The sequence below is a fragment of the Pelagerythrobacter marinus genome (assembly GCF_034375205.1).
GTDB lineage: Bacteria > Pseudomonadota > Alphaproteobacteria > Sphingomonadales > Sphingomonadaceae > Pelagerythrobacter > Pelagerythrobacter marinus.
Window position 1 is genome coordinate 1,385,167 of the sequence record NZ_CP139719.1, and the last position, 13,745, is coordinate 1,398,911.

The window sequence follows — 13,745 nt, forward strand, 5'->3', positions numbered from 1 at the left end:
GTCGAAGATACCTGGTCAATTGCGCTCCCGCCCGCCGGGCGAAAGCCGGCGGTTCAACCTGCTGAGAAGATTTTCGCGTCGCTATAACCGGCAGCGCGGACCTTGGCGAGCGCGGCTTCCGCCTGGGCGCGGGTCGCGAACGGCCCGGTTCGTACACGGTAGAACCGCCCTGCGCGCGAGACGAAGCCGCCCAGCGCCCTGGCCGCGCGATCGGCATTGGCGCGGTTGGCAAAGGCGGCGGCCTGCACGACGAGACCGCCCTGCACTGCCGCGGCCGGCGGCGATGCCTCTTCCGGCCGCGTCGCGGGTGCCCCGTCGAGCGGAGCGAGGGCATAACCGGCAGTGGCACCCGCAGCGGCGGCGGCAGGGGCGCCCGATCGTGCTGGCGGACGGGTCGCTTCGACGCCGGCAACCGGCGCGGCAGGGCGAACGCCGGACGGCACCGGCGCCTTGCGCGCGTCGGCCAGGCTTGCCGAGCCTGCGGCCGGCAGCTTTCGCCGCAGTACGCCGAGCAGCGTTTCCGGCGTGTCCATCCGCAGGGGCGCGGTCCGGCCGGCGCGCAGTTCGGCGCGCTGGACCTCGGGCGGGTTGACCCGCCGCACGCGCACGGCAGCACCCTCCCCAGCCCCGAGCTGCTGCGCGGCATCGGGCGAGAGGGCCACGACGCGCGCGTTGGTCATCGGTCCGCGACGCTCCACCCGTGCGAGGATCGTCCGCCCGGTATCGAGCGCGGTGATCTCGACATAGCTCGGCAGGGGCAGCGTCTTGTGGGCGACGGTGACGCCTGCCTGCGCCTCGCGATCGACGGTCGCGAAGCCGACCTCGTCGTGGTTGAGCGCATCGGAAGGGACATGTTCGACCCCCTCGATGGTAAACGGCTCCCCCAGGACGACGGGATAGTCGGCCGCCGGGCCGTTGGCCGCATCGGCCGGGTTCGCGGCGGCCGTGGCAGCAGGGCGTTCGCCGCCGCCGACAACGCCGCAGCCGGCCAGGGCCAGGCCTAGCGCCAGCGCGAGCGGCGCGCCTGAACGATCATCGGGCAATCTCATCTGCAAGCAACCCCACACTCATCGCGTAGTAGTTCGAGCAGTTGTATTCGAGGATGACCCTATAATTTGTGGTTAAGAGCCAGGCCGGCGTTCCCGGCCCGTCGGGCTGGAAGAGCGAGGCCATCACGTCCTCGGCCAGCGGCCGCTGGGGCTGGACGCCGAGCGCGCGCCATTCGCCCACCGTGCGCCACTGGCTGTGGCGTTCGTGCACGCGGTGGCACACCGGCGACACTATGCGGCTTTCGACCGCGCTCCAGTCGAACCCGCCCGGAACCGAGGCGCGCACGCCCCACGGCTGCCCCTGCCGCCAGCCCGCGTCGCGGAAATAGTTGGCGATCGAAGCCAGCGTGTCCGCGCTGTTGCCGAAGATGTCGGCCCGCCCGTCGGCATCGCCGTCGGTCGCGAGGCGCAGGTAGACGCTCGGCAGGAACTGCGGGTTGCCGAAGGCCCCGGCCCAACTGCCCTTGAGCTGCGAGCGGGAGAAGCCCTTGTCGGCGACCTTGAGCAGATCGACGAACTCGGCCGAGAACAGCTCCCGCCGGCGCCCCTCCCAGGCCAGCGTCGCGAGCGCCTGCGCCAGGTCGAACCCGCCGGTCACCCGGCCATAGGCCGTCTCGTGCCCCCAGATCGCGACCAGGATTTCGCCCGGGACGCCATATTCGCGCTCGATTGCGCGGATCGTCCCGAGCGCGGAGGCATGGGCGCTTCGCCCCCCGTTTATCCGCGCCGCATCGACATGGCGCGCGATATAGGGCGCCAGCCGGGGATAGCCGCTGCGCGTCGGCGTGCCCGGCTGCGCGCGGTCAAGTTCGATCACGCGCTGGCTGGGTTCCAGACCGCGGGTCATCCGCTGGATCGTCGGCTCGCTGACCCCTTCGGCCCGCGCACGGGCGATCAGGAGCTGCAGATAGGCATCGAACGACATGTCCTGCGCCGCGGCGGGCGGCGGGGTCAGGACGGCGGCGATGGCGGCGAGAAGGAAGCTCAAGGTCCGTATGGTCATGCGGCCAGTCTGGCAGTTCGGCCGAGAACCGCAAACGGTTTTCGACGGTTGCGGCCAGTCCGGCGCCGGATCGAAGGCCCGGCGCGCGCTGCCCTGATGACAAGCGGCGCGCCAGACGCTAGCTGCGGGGAACGCGGACAGGTGGCCGAGTGGTTTAAGGCAGCGGTCTTGAAAACCGCCGTGGGGTCACGCCCACCGTGGGTTCGAATCCCACCCTGTCCGCCACTATTATGGCTTAATCCATTGATTAAATTTACGAATATCAACTAGCATGAGCATCGGTCCCATTGTGGGCCCCACTTCTGTTGTTCGTTCTGTCGATGAATCGACCGCGTGATAGCCGCCGATCTAAAATATCGGTGCTTCGGGATTCGCGAGCACACCTATGTTATAATTCTCTGGAGCTCCCGATTTAGTTGTTTGGGCGTGGCCATCCTGATGGTGCATGACATCACCCCTCCCCAGCCAAGGATATCTACGGTGGAAAACTCTAACTGCGAATGGTCCAGTTTTCAGGTGGCAGAGCACTACCATCACAAATACCATCTGCCCACTGGGCTGGCATGGGCGGAGATGACGTTGCGCATGCAATGAGCCGACCTCTTTCGGCAAACGAGCAACTTATAAGGCCGGCGCTCTCGGGCAGAGCTCAGGCCAACTTATTCTCTATTTTCAATTCCATTTTTCTTGAGAAGTTCAAGTATTGCGGATTGGGCTCTCTGAAGAGAGATCGCGTATTTTTGGAATAAGACATCTTGGACTTCGAGCCCAGCGCCATTGTCGCTGGATAACTCGCTCTCAATACCAACGATAGAATTGAAGCTAGCATGGGTGTAATCGATGCGAGCGCCAATTGCACTAGAGATGATATCGCGGGATATCTGATAAAGTTCCAGCCCATTTTCTGGACTACGACTCAATGCATTAATCAAAGAGCGCTTCGCTGAAACAATTTTATCTTCGTTTATAGACATAGCTGACCATTTATTGTAATATATAAATAATCAAAACTTTGGCCTGCCTCGGAGCTTTATCTTTTCATCAAACAGTGCGCCGGTGACCTCGTTTCGATAGCCATGTATTTCAACTTTTCGTCCATCCTCAAGAGTGCCGGCAGTTTGAGACGGCACTCTGGAATAGTCATTCCCGGCCCTTGGCCCCGATGTCGTTGCTGTTAATGCTGGCATTGTCGAGGATGCCGTACTCATCGTAGCTGTTGGTGGCAATCGAGGTGCCCTGGTAATTGGTCACCGCCACGATCGAGCCACGCGCATCGCCATGCAGATAGCGACGAGCAGCGGCGGTAGCCGCGCTTCCCTCAAACCAGATCAGCGCATCGCCATCGTAGAGGAACCGCTTTATCCCCTGCGGCTAGCATTGCGATGGCTTCCGGAAGAAGCCAGTGTTTCACCGGGCTTGCCTGCCGAGATCGTTCCTCACTGTCCTGTCGATCCATCGCCGCCCGATCGAAAATGCGGGAACATAGGGAAGAGAATCCAGCCTGGACCGTAAGCGGTCGCATACGCACGTCGTCTGCCGCATGGCTGCATTCGGAGAAGCCGTAGCTGGCACAATGTGCGCAGGGGACGGGTGGAACTGCGGCAGATTCCAGCTATGCTCCCGGATCCAGACAGGGGGGAAAAACGTGAGATCCTGGTTCTATGGTCTAGCCGCCGCAGCCCTGGCGGGCAGCGCGCCCGCCCAAGCAGAAAAGGCTGTTCCGCTCGAGTGGAACGACCGCGGAAAACGCCCGTTCATGATGGCAGAGAACGGGGAAATGGCCTTTGGCGTGGTCTGCAGTGCAGTGAGGCCGAAATATGGCTCCTTCGATTTCGTCGTCATAACAAAGCGCGGCTCCATCCCCCTGAGGAAGGGGGGCGAGGTCGAAGTCCAGTTCTTTATCGACGGCAAGGTTTCCGGTACACTCTTCGATCGTGACACGAGCGACACCGGCGTTGCCACAGCGTTTCCTTACTTCAACCGCATGATAAGAAGGTTGATAGGACGGGCCCGGGCGAGAGACGTTCCCCTCGAGGTCAAGGTCAGGACCAGAGAAGGGTCCAGCACGCGCTACTTCGCCGAAATGGCGATTGATCTGTCGACCCTCACCCGCGCCATGGTGGACGACCTGACGCGGGAGTGCCGGCGCCGTTAGCCTGTCCGGCTGAATTTGCGTTCCATTCGATCGCCGGGCATGCCGTGGACGACAGGCGCCCCGCCTCGGCGCGAGCCATGCGAGCGTCGCCGCTCCCACGCCACTTGCGCCTCGTGCTGGGCGAAATCTGTCCGGCCGGTCGCGCAGCGGCTCTGGCGCCACATAGCCGACGGAACCGGCGGTCGGCGCGGCGGTGAGAGCTAGCGGCCACGCGACCGCCGCTCGCTCTTCAGGCGGCCGGTGGCGGCGATCTTCAGCATTCGGGTGAAGGACGGGCACTCCATGTGGCTCGGCGCCGGGCAGGCGGCGACGTGGAGCAGGGCCTTGCGCGTTGCCTGGAGCCGGCGAATGGTCCGTTCGAGCTCGCGCGCCCTGGCTTGCACTTTCGCCCTCTCGATCCGCGGGCGGCCGTCGGGGGCGAACATTTCCGCGATCTCGTCGAGCGAGAAGCCGCCCGCCTGCCCCAGCGCGACGAGTGCCAGCTGCTGGTAGATCCCGGGCCCGAATATCCGCCGCGCGCCCCGGCGCCCGATCGATTCGATGACGCCCTTTTCCTCGTAGTACCGCAGCGTGGATGCCGGGACGCCCGAGTGCCGGGCGACCTCGGCTATGTCGGGTGGTCGCATTGCCCTTTACCTCAAGCCGGCTTGAAGTGGCATTCCTTAGGCGAATCGTCGCCCGCAAGCCAGGGCGACCGGGCCCGAGGAGCAGACAATGGCCGAGTTCGCGTGGATTCTCGTGGTGGGCGTTACCGCCACGCTCGTCATGGATCTCTGGGCCCTGGGGGCGAGGCATCTGCTCGGCCTGGTCCCGCTGGACTATGCCCTTGTCGGTCGCTGGGTGCTGGCCATGCCGGCCGGCAGGTTCGTGCACGACGGGATCGCGAAGGCCCCTGCCCGCCGTGGCGAGCGGCAGGTGGGCTGGCTGCTCCACTATGCGATCGGCGTGGCGTTCGCCGCGTTGCTCCTGGCCGCGGCAGGGCGTGAATGGGCGCGCGCGCCCTCGCCGGGGGCCGCCCTCGCCTTCGGCGTCGCGACGGTCGCTGCGCCGTTCCTCGTGCTCCAGCCTGCGCTCGGCCTCGGCATGGCGGCGTCGCGCGCGCCGCGCCCTGCCGTGGCCCGTGCGAAAAGCGTTGCATCGCACCTCGTGTTCGGGGGTGGGCTCTATCTCGGCGCGGTGCTCGCCAGGCCCCTCCTCCCCTGAAAGGCGGGGGCGCTGCCTGTTTGACCGTAGGACTACGGTTTTCAGCTTCGCCTTCCGGAAAGATCGCTCTGGCTAGGCCGGCAGGGGGGATCGGGAGGCGGGCGCAAGAGTCACTCTCCTCACCCGGGCTGGCGCGAAGAGCTCGAAGAGAGCCGAGCACGGAGGGTGGAAAAACATTGAAATACAAACTGGTCTTCAAGGATCCGAAACGCGGGCGCAAGCTCGCATCGATCGAGTTCATCAGCGGCGACCTGCACAGCGCCGAAGCTTACGGCGAGGCGGTGACGACCGAGCTTGCCGGCGAGCTTTGGCAAGGATCGACGCTGTTGGCCACGCTCGGCCCGGCGAATGCGTCGACCGAGGCATGAAGCCGTGCGCCCGGCTGACCCCGGCCGGGCCGCACACGGGGCCGCGATGAACGCATTGTCGCGGCCCCGTACCCGCCCCGGCACCCCCAGGGCGCGCGAGCCGCGGTCCGCGGTCGCCCTGCCCGCGACCTTGCACGATCGCGGCGGCAAGCGCCTCGCCTGCGTGCGCAACGTGTCGTCGAAAGGGATGATGGTGGAAACCGCCATTCCCCCGCCGGTGGGCGCGGCGGTGACCATCCGCGTCGGCCCCGTCGCGACGGAGGGCCGCGTCATCTGGCGCAAGAACGGCCGTTTCGGCATGGTCGGCACGCACCCGGTGGCCAAGGCCGCCCTCGTGGCAAGGGATCGCCGGTGCGACCGTGTCATCCGCCATGCGTTGCTGCGGCGCGGTCGCCGCAGCGGCCGAAGCCGCCCGGCCGCCCTGCCGCATCGCTATCTCGCGCGGTTGTTCCAGTGGCTTTCGACGCTGACCTTCGCGATTGTCATGTGCGGGTTCCTCGCTATTGCCCTGTTCGAGATGGTGGCCGTTCCGATGCGGGTCGTAACGGCGCACCTTGCCCCATAGCTTCCTCGCAGGGATCGCTGCTTCATGGCCGGATCGGCACTTTCGGGAAGAATCGATACCACGGGCACGGCGGCCGGGGCGCTGCCGATCGCGCTGTTCGAGGCGACGACCGATTGCGTCCTGGTGCTCGATCGCGACTGGCGGTTCATCTATTTCAACGAGCGATCCCAGGACGAGCTCGATACCCAGGACCTGCTGGGCAAGACCATCTGGACCTCTTTCCCCGACACCGCCGGTTCGACGTTCGAGGAAGTCTATCGCCGGGTCGCGAAGAACCGGGTAAGCGAGACGTTCGAAGCCTATTACCCCGACCCGCTCGACGCCTGGTACGAAGTGCACGCGGTGCCGTTTCACGACATGATCGTGGTGTTCTTCCGCAACACGACCAAGCGCAAGCGCGCCTCGGAGGCCCTGCTGCAGCGTTACAACGAGCTCGACACCGTGCTCAGCTACGCCGGGGTCGGCATCATGCACTATGCCGAAGACCACCGGCTGGTCGTGAGCAACGAACAGTTCTGTCGGATTCTCGGCCGCACGCGCGAGGAGCTGGACGGCCTGCCGATGGAGGCCTTCACCCATCCCGACGACATCCCGTGGAGCGCGGCGATCCTGGCAAAGCACCGGGAAACGGAAACGCCTTTCTACATCAAGAAGCGCTATATCCGGCCCGATGGCGAGGTGATCTGGTGTTCGGTCGCGGTGTCCTTCGTCCGTTACTGCGAAGCCGAGGAGCCGGCGACGATCGTGGTCGCGCGCGAGATCACCGAGGAAATGGAGGCGCAGCAGCGCGCGGAAGAGACGCGCACGCTCCTGCAATCGGTGGTGGACAGCGCCGAGGACCTGATCTTCGTCAAGAACACCGAGGGCAGGTTCGTGCTGACGAACGAGCGCATGCGATCGCAATTCGGCGTGATGCCCGGCGAACACGAAGGAGACCGTTTCCCCGAGGAAGCCGGCAGGTTCCGGGCCGAGGACGACGAAGTGATCTCCAGCGGAAAACGGCTGGTGGTGGAAGAGCGGTTCCCAGCGCCGGAAGGCACGCGCACGTTCCAGACGATCAAGGTGCCCTGGCAGCGGGACGGCGAGATCCGCGGGATCATCGCGATATCGCGCGACATATCCGAGCGGGTGAAGAGCGAGGCCGCCCTGCGCGAAAGCGAGGAGCGTTTCCGCCTCGCGGCCCTCGCCACCGAAGACGCCATCTGGGAATGGGACCTGCGGCGCGGGACGATCGAATGGAGCAGTTCCTCCGCCTCGCTGACCGGCGAGAAACCCGGCAATTCGCTCGACTGGTGGAGCGATCGCATCCATCCCGACGATCGCGAGGACGTGGTGAACGGCATCCTGCGCTTCCTGGAAAGCGGCGACCAGCGCTGGGAACGCCAGTACCGGTTCCGGCGGGCCGACGGGTCGCACGGGATCGTGTTCGACCGCGGATACCTGGTGCGCGACGACGACGGCACGCCGACGCGGATGATCGGGGCGATCTGCGACATCACCCCCCGGATCGAGGCGCAGGAACGGATCAATCGCCTGCAGGCGCAGCTGGTCCAGATCTCACGCGTCAGCGCGATGGAAGCGATGGAAGCGATGGGATCGACGCTGGCGCACGAGATCAACCAGCCGCTCGCCGCCGCGGGCAATTACCTGCTCGGGCTGGGGCGGATCATGGCCGGGGGCGAACCGGACCTCGCGGCCGTGCAGTCCGGCATCGACCAGGCGCACGCCGAGGTGACCCGCGCGGGCGAGATCATTCGGCGGCTGCGGCGACTGGTCGAACACGGCAGCGCCGAAACCCGGCCCGTCCGCCTGGCGGAGCCGGTCCGGGAAGCCGCGCGGCTTGCCCTGTCGCAGGCGGCCGACGTGGCGCTGACGGTTGCCGTCCCGCCCGATATGGAGGTCCTGGCCGATCCGGTGCAGTTACAGCAGGTCCTGTTCAACCTGATCCGCAACAGCGCCGATGCCATGCGCGGCTGCGCCGAAAAAGCGATCGCGATCGAGGCCCAGGGCACGGGCCGCGACGTCTGCCTGCGCGTTTCCGATACCGGCCGCGGCATTGCCCCGGAAATGAGCGATCGGCTGTTCTCGGCCTTCGCTTCGACCAAGGCCGGCGGCCTGGGCGTGGGTCTTTCGATCTGCCGGACGATCGTGGAGGCGCACGGCGGGCGGATCTGGGCCGAACCCGCGCCAGGGCGCGGCGCGGTCTTCGCCTTTACCGTTCCTGCTGCGCCGGCGGGCTCTCCTCCCCCTCCAGCGGAGGCAGGTTGACGAGCAGCGCGAGCCGGACGAGGTCGGCGACCGCGGTCGTTCCCACTTTCTCGGTCATGTCGGCGCGGTAGGATTCGACCGTCCGCACGCTCAGCCCCAGCGTTTCGGCGATCTGCCGGTTCGCATAGCAGGCCGCAATGCCTTGCAGGACCTCGCGCTCGCGCACGGTCAGTTCGGCGACCGTGCGTTCCGCCTCGGCCCGGCGCCGTTCGTAGGCCTCGTCCGCGGCCAGCCGCTGCCGGACGTGGGCAAGCGCCTGCAGCAGGGCATCGTCCACGAAAGGTTTTTCCAGGAAGTCGGCGGCGCCCAGCTTCATCGCCTTGACCGCGGTGGGCACGTCGCCGTGGCCCGTCATCACGATAACGGGAAAGCGTTTCGCATCCTCGTGCAGGCGGGCGAGGACTTCCAGCCCGTCCATCCCGGGCATCCTGACATCGAGCAGCACGATCCCCGGCTGGAGGTGGGGCAGTTCGTCGAGGAGGTCCTCGCCGGAGAGAAAGGGACGGGCGTCGTAGCCGGCCGATACCAGCACGAACCGCAGCGACCGGCGCATCCCGGCGTCGTCGTCGACAATATAGGTTCGCTCGGCTCTGCCAGTCACGCCAAACTCACCGTCCTCTCTCTACTATCGGTCTTCGAGAGAATGGGCGGAGTGGTAAAAATGTTCCTAAGTCGGTGCCGCGGACAGGCCGCCAATTGATGCGGATTGTTCTGAGCGACATTGCAGCAGTGCTATCGCATCGGGCGTGCTCAACGGTCGCGAGAGCAGGAATCCCTGCAATTCTTCGCACCCGAGGCGCCGCAGGAACGTGCGCTGTTCTTCGGTTTCGACCCCCTCTGCGGTGACCGAGACGCCCAGCGAACGGCCGAGCCGCGCGATCGCCCGGACAATGGCCCGCGATTCGTCGAAGTTGAGGAAATGCACGAAGGAGCGGTCGATCTTGACCTTGTCGATCGCCAGCCGCTGGAGGTGCGAAAGGCTGGAATAGCCGGTGCCGAAATCGTCGAGCACGATCTTGATGCCGGCATCCCTCAAGGCGCGCAGCCGCTCGACTGCCGACCGCAGGTCGAGGATCGTGTGCTCGGTCACTTCGAGTTGCAGGCGCGCCGGGTCGAAGCCCGTCCGCTCCAGCACGGCCAGGATGCGCGGCACGCACTGTTCGCTGCCCAGTTCGGCGGGCGAGAGGTTCACCGCCAGCGAGATGTCGGGCGTGGCCCGAAGGCTGGTGCAGGCTTCTTCCAGCACCCATTCGCCCAGCGGGACGATCAGCCCGCTTTCCTCGGCCACGTCGAGGAAGTCGGCCGGCTGGAGATACCCTATCTCGGGATGCTGCCATCGCACGAGCGCCTCGAACGCGACCAGCTGTTCGCCCTGGGTCGCGAACAGCGGCTGATAGGCGAGTTCGAGGCCCGTGCCCGCCGCGAGCGCGGCCCGCAGGTCCACCTCGAGCCTGCGCCGACGCCGCATCCGCGCGTCGAGCGCCGCGTTGAACACCCGGAAACAGGCCCGCCCGTCGCGTTTCGCCTGGTACAGCGCCATGTCCGCGCGCTGGTGCAGCTCGGTCCGGCCGATCACGGGTTCGCTCCATTCGACCAGCCCGATCGAGGCGCTGACGTAGGCCTGCCCCTCGTCCAGCGCGAAAGGCTGTTCGGCGGCGAGGAGGATCCGGCGGCAGACTTCGGCAGGGCTGAAGCCCGGGTCTGCGCCGTGGAGGAGGATGGCGAACTCGTCACCCCCCAGCCGGGCGGCGGTGTCGGAAGCGCGGACGAGCCCGCCGATCCGCTGGGCGAACTGCCGGACCAGCTCGTCGCCGGCCTGGTGGCCGTAAGTGTCGTTCACTTCCTTGAAGCGGTCGAGGTCGATGTAGATCAGCGCACCGGGTTCGGGGCGGCGCGGCGCCCGCAGCAATATCTGGTCGAGCCGTTCGTTCAGCAGGGTGCGGTTGGGCAGGCCGGTCAGCGCGTCGTGAAAGGCGAGGTAGCGGCTGCGCGCTTCCGCCTCGCGATAGGCGGTGACGTCGGTAATCACCGCGACGACGTGGTCCTCGCCGCGGATGCGGACCCGCTGCTTGCGCGTCACGACCGTACGCGTGCGACCGCGTGCATCGGTTATCCGTTCCTCGATCTCGTCGAGCTCTCCGGTCGCGAAGACGCGGTCGTCCGCGGCATGGAACACCGCGACCTCGGCATCGGGGAAGAGGTCGTAATCGGTGAAGGCCAGAACGACCTCGCGCGAATGGCCGAAGAACCGGCATGCGCTCTCGTTCAGCAGGACGATCCGGTGATCGCGGTTCTTCACGATGACCGGATTGGGAATGACGTCGATGATCCGGTTCAGATCTTCGATCGAATCGGCTTCAAGGCCTTGAAACATTGCAAGTTACCCACCCTCCACGGCCCTCCATAGGGCGCGGGGGTCGGGTGCGGGTTAAGCCCCGTGCCGTAGTACTACGCTTTACATTTGCTGGCTGGAGGCGTTCGGGGGCCGAGACATGTTCGCCGCTGCCCCTGCCCGGAACGGTTCTGCCCGTCGCGCGCGCGGCGGGCCATTGCGCGCGCCGGAGCCGGGGGCATGACCGGGCAGGACCCGCACGGGCTGTGCCGTTTCCTGCGGGCGCAGGGCTGCATCTACGACACCGCGGTGGAACGCCTTCGGCGCGGCACCTGCCACGCGGACTGGACCCACGCGATCTTCCCGCCCCTCGCCGGGCTGAGCCGCGACGAGACGACCGAGCGATTTGCCTTACGCTCGATCGACGAGGCGGCGGCCTATCTCGAACACGCGGTCCTGGGCGCGCGCTATCGCCGGTGCGTGGGCGAACTTGCCCCGCACCTGGCGAAGCCGCCCTATTGCCTGTTCGGTCCCTGCGACACGATGCGCCTCTGGTCGTCGCTGACGCTGTTCGAGGCGGTCGAACCCGCGCCCGCGTTCACCGCCGTGCTGGATGCGTGGTTCGCGGGGCGGCGGGAGGAACGGACGCTGGAACGCCTGGGCCGGACGGCGCCACACGGCGGCCCGGGAAACCGAAGCGGCCCCGGCCGGCATCGTTGACGATCTCGCGCGGGCGCCGCCGCAGCAGGTGGTCCTCGCGCACGCCGCCGGTCCGGTCGCCTTCGCACAGGCCCGTTTCGCCCTGCGGGTCGTCGTCGATCTCGAATTCCATCCGGCCTCTCCTTCGGATGAAGAACGCCGGAAACGGGCGAAGGGTGCGCCGGTGCGCGCCGGGCCGGGAGGAATTCGCGCCGAGCGGTGCGCGCCCGACTAGCGCCCGCGGCCGATGATGTCGTCCATCATCTCGCGCAGCTTCGGGTCCCACTCGGCGCGCAGCTCCCTGACCTTGGCGAGGAGCGGCTCGTTGTCCCAGGCAGGCACATCCTCGCGATAGAGTTCGGCGACCTCGCGCATCGAGCTGCGATCCATCTCCTCGAACGCGTCGCGCATGGCGATCGCCGCCTGGCGGTCGGCGCCCAGCGCCTCGTAGGCCGAACGGCCCATGCGCAGCGCGGCGTCGTAAGTCTCGCGGATCACGTCGCGGCAGCCCATGGCCCAGAGGTGATAGACGTGGTCGCGATCGATCGCCCGCGCGATCACGTGCAAATGCGGGAAGTTGCGGATGGCATAGCGCACGAGCTTGTCGATCTGCTCGCGCTCGTCGAGCGCGACGATCAGCAGCCGCGCCCGGGCAATCCCGGCCGAGGCGAGCAGGTCGGGCCGGGTGGCGTCGCCGAAATAGCTTTTGACCCCGAATTTCTTCAGGTGTTCGAGGTGGGTCGAATCGTAATCGATCACCGTCGCCCGGTAACCGGCGGCATCGAGCATCCGGTCCACGATTCCGCCGACGCGGCCGCGGCCGGCGATGATGATGCGGTTGTCCTCGTCGATCGTGTCCGCCTCGCGCTGTTCGCCCCGGCAATAGGCGGCGGCGATCAGCTTGTCGTAGGCGATGAACAGCAGCGGCGTCGCCAGCATGGTCAGCGCCACGATCAGCAGCAGCATGTCCGCCGTCTCGCCGTCGAGCACGAAGTTCGCGACCGCGAAGCTGATCAGGACGAAGGCGAATTCACCGGCCTGGGCGAGGCTGAGCGAGAAGAGCCAGGCCGATTGGCGGCGCAGCCCGGCGATGCGGGCGATGATGGCGAGGATCGCGGCCTTGATCGCGATGATGGCCAGGGCCCATCCCAGGACGGTGGCCCAGTTCGCGATCGCCAGCGCGAAATCGATTCCCGCCCCCACGGTGATGAAGAACAGGCCGAGCAGGAGGCCCTTGAACGGCTCTATGTCGCTTTCCAGTTCGTGGCGGTATTCGCTGTTCGCCAGCACGACGCCGGCGAGGAAAGTGCCCAGCGCGGGCGACAGGCCCACCAGCGTCATCAGCAGGGCGATCCCGATCACGAAGACGAGCGCGGCAGCGGTGAACAGTTCGCGCAGCTGGGCGGCGGCGATGAAGCGGAAGACCGGGCGGGTCAGGTAAGCCCCGATCAGCACCACGGCCCCGATCGCGGCCAGGGTGACCAACCCCGAAAGCCACACCGGCATCCCCTCGGTCAGGTCGATGCCCGCGTGGGCGTGGGCCGCCTCGCCCGCGGCGGCGCCGGCCGTCGCGGCGATTTCCGGCAGCGCGAGGAACGGCAGGAGCGCGAGGATCGGGATCACGGCCACGTCCTGGAACAGGAGGACCGAGAAACTCGATTCGCCCCCCTCGCTCTTCAGCAGGCCCTTTTCCGTCAGGGTCTGGACGATGATTGCGGTGGAGGAGAGCGCGAGGATCATGCCGATGGCCAGCGCCGTGCGCCATTCCTCGCCCGCCAGGTAGACCGCGCCGGCGAGAACCAGCGTCGTCGCCACGACCTGCCCCCCGCCCAGACCCAGCAGCTGGCGCCGCATGTCCCACAGCTTGCGCGGTTCCAGCTCCAGCCCGACGATGAACAGCATCATGACAACGCCGAACTCGGCGAAGACCTGCAGCCCCTCCACGTCCACGCGCAGGGCCGAGAGCAACGGCGAGAGCGCCATGCCGGCGAGGAGGTAGCCGAGGACCGAGCCGAGCCCGAACCGGGTCGCCAGCGGCACCGCCGCGACCCCGGCGACCATGATGATGAAGGCGAGAACAAGGAAATCGGTCATCTCGCCCTC

Annotated in this window: 13 protein-coding genes and 1 tRNA gene; 7 read left to right on the forward strand and 7 right to left on the reverse strand. The window is 66.7% G+C overall.

Annotated elements, in window-relative coordinates:
- Positions 1 to 53: 53 nt before the first annotated feature.
- Together T8T98_RS06700 and T8T98_RS06705 are read right to left on the reverse strand one after the other, a co-directional pair.
- Positions 54 to 1,049: an SPOR domain-containing protein gene (locus T8T98_RS06700; protein ID WP_251105677.1), complete on the reverse strand. Its 996-nt coding sequence runs from the start codon at positions 1,047 to 1,049 to the stop codon at positions 54 to 56.
- Positions 1,033 to 2,052, reverse strand: coding sequence for a lytic murein transglycosylase (locus T8T98_RS06705; protein ID WP_251105676.1), 1,020 nt, complete (start codon positions 2,050 to 2,052; stop codon positions 1,033 to 1,035). Before T8T98_RS06705 ends, T8T98_RS06700 begins: the two co-directional genes overlap by 17 nt.
- 135 nt (positions 2,053 to 2,187) lie before the next feature.
- Here T8T98_RS06705 and T8T98_RS06710 point away from each other — a divergent pair.
- Positions 2,188 to 2,277, forward strand: a tRNA-Ser gene (locus tag T8T98_RS06710).
- A gap of 434 nt (positions 2,278 to 2,711) precedes the next feature.
- Here T8T98_RS06710 and T8T98_RS06715 read toward each other — a convergent pair.
- Positions 2,712 to 3,026, reverse strand: a complete 315-nt coding sequence (locus tag T8T98_RS06715; RefSeq protein WP_251105675.1) for a hypothetical protein — start codon at positions 3,024 to 3,026, stop codon at positions 2,712 to 2,714.
- Between the two features lie 566 nt (positions 3,027 to 3,592).
- Here T8T98_RS06715 and T8T98_RS06720 point away from each other — a divergent pair.
- Positions 3,593 to 4,207 (forward strand): hypothetical protein, encoded by a 615-nt coding sequence (locus tag T8T98_RS06720; RefSeq protein ID WP_251105674.1) that lies wholly within the window; start codon positions 3,593 to 3,595, stop codon positions 4,205 to 4,207.
- A gap of 200 nt (positions 4,208 to 4,407) precedes the next feature.
- Here the strand turns inward: T8T98_RS06720 and T8T98_RS06725 are convergent, their stop codons facing one another.
- Positions 4,408 to 4,833, reverse strand: a complete 426-nt coding sequence (locus T8T98_RS06725; RefSeq protein WP_251105673.1) for a helix-turn-helix domain-containing protein — start codon at positions 4,831 to 4,833, stop codon at positions 4,408 to 4,410.
- 88 nt (positions 4,834 to 4,921) lie between these two features.
- Here T8T98_RS06725 and T8T98_RS06730 point away from each other — a divergent pair, with 88 nt between their 5' ends.
- The 4 genes from T8T98_RS06730 to T8T98_RS06745 all read left to right on the forward strand — a co-directional run bounded on the left by T8T98_RS06730 (position 4,922) and on the right by T8T98_RS06745 (position 8,611).
- Positions 4,922 to 5,410 (forward strand): DUF2938 family protein, encoded by a 489-nt coding sequence (locus T8T98_RS06730; protein WP_251105672.1) that lies wholly within the window; start codon positions 4,922 to 4,924, stop codon positions 5,408 to 5,410.
- Between the two features lie 176 nt (positions 5,411 to 5,586).
- A complete protein-coding gene (locus tag T8T98_RS06735; protein ID WP_160732859.1) occupies positions 5,587 to 5,778 on the forward strand; it encodes a hypothetical protein in 192 nt (63 codons plus the stop codon).
- 46 nt (positions 5,779 to 5,824) lie between these two features.
- Entirely contained in the window at positions 5,825 to 6,343 is a 519-nt protein-coding gene (locus T8T98_RS06740; RefSeq protein WP_251105671.1) for a PilZ domain-containing protein, read from the forward strand.
- Positions 6,344 to 6,367: 24 nt separating this feature from the next.
- Positions 6,368 to 8,611, forward strand: coding sequence for a PAS domain S-box protein (locus tag T8T98_RS06745; protein ID WP_322295877.1), 2,244 nt, complete (start codon positions 6,368 to 6,370; stop codon positions 8,609 to 8,611).
- Here the strand turns inward: T8T98_RS06745 and T8T98_RS06750 are convergent.
- Together T8T98_RS06750 and T8T98_RS06755 are read right to left on the reverse strand one after the other, a co-directional pair.
- Entirely contained in the window at positions 8,556 to 9,212 is a 657-nt protein-coding gene (locus tag T8T98_RS06750) for a response regulator transcription factor (RefSeq protein ID WP_322295878.1), read from the reverse strand. The genes T8T98_RS06745 and T8T98_RS06750 overlap by 56 nt on opposite strands.
- 66 nt (positions 9,213 to 9,278) lie before the next feature.
- Positions 9,279 to 10,985, reverse strand: a complete 1,707-nt coding sequence (locus T8T98_RS06755) for a putative bifunctional diguanylate cyclase/phosphodiesterase (RefSeq protein WP_251105669.1) — start codon at positions 10,983 to 10,985, stop codon at positions 9,279 to 9,281.
- Between the two features lie 198 nt (positions 10,986 to 11,183).
- Here T8T98_RS06755 and T8T98_RS06760 point away from each other — a divergent pair, with 198 nt between their 5' ends.
- Positions 11,184 to 11,663 (forward strand): DUF1810 domain-containing protein, encoded by a 480-nt coding sequence (locus T8T98_RS06760; RefSeq protein WP_251105668.1) that lies wholly within the window; start codon positions 11,184 to 11,186, stop codon positions 11,661 to 11,663.
- Positions 11,664 to 11,873: 210 nt separating this feature from the next.
- Here the strand turns inward: T8T98_RS06760 and T8T98_RS06765 are convergent, their stop codons facing one another.
- Positions 11,874 to 13,736, reverse strand: a complete 1,863-nt coding sequence (locus T8T98_RS06765; protein ID WP_251105667.1) for a cation:proton antiporter domain-containing protein — start codon at positions 13,734 to 13,736, stop codon at positions 11,874 to 11,876.
- Between the last annotated feature and the right edge of the window lie 9 nt (positions 13,737 to 13,745).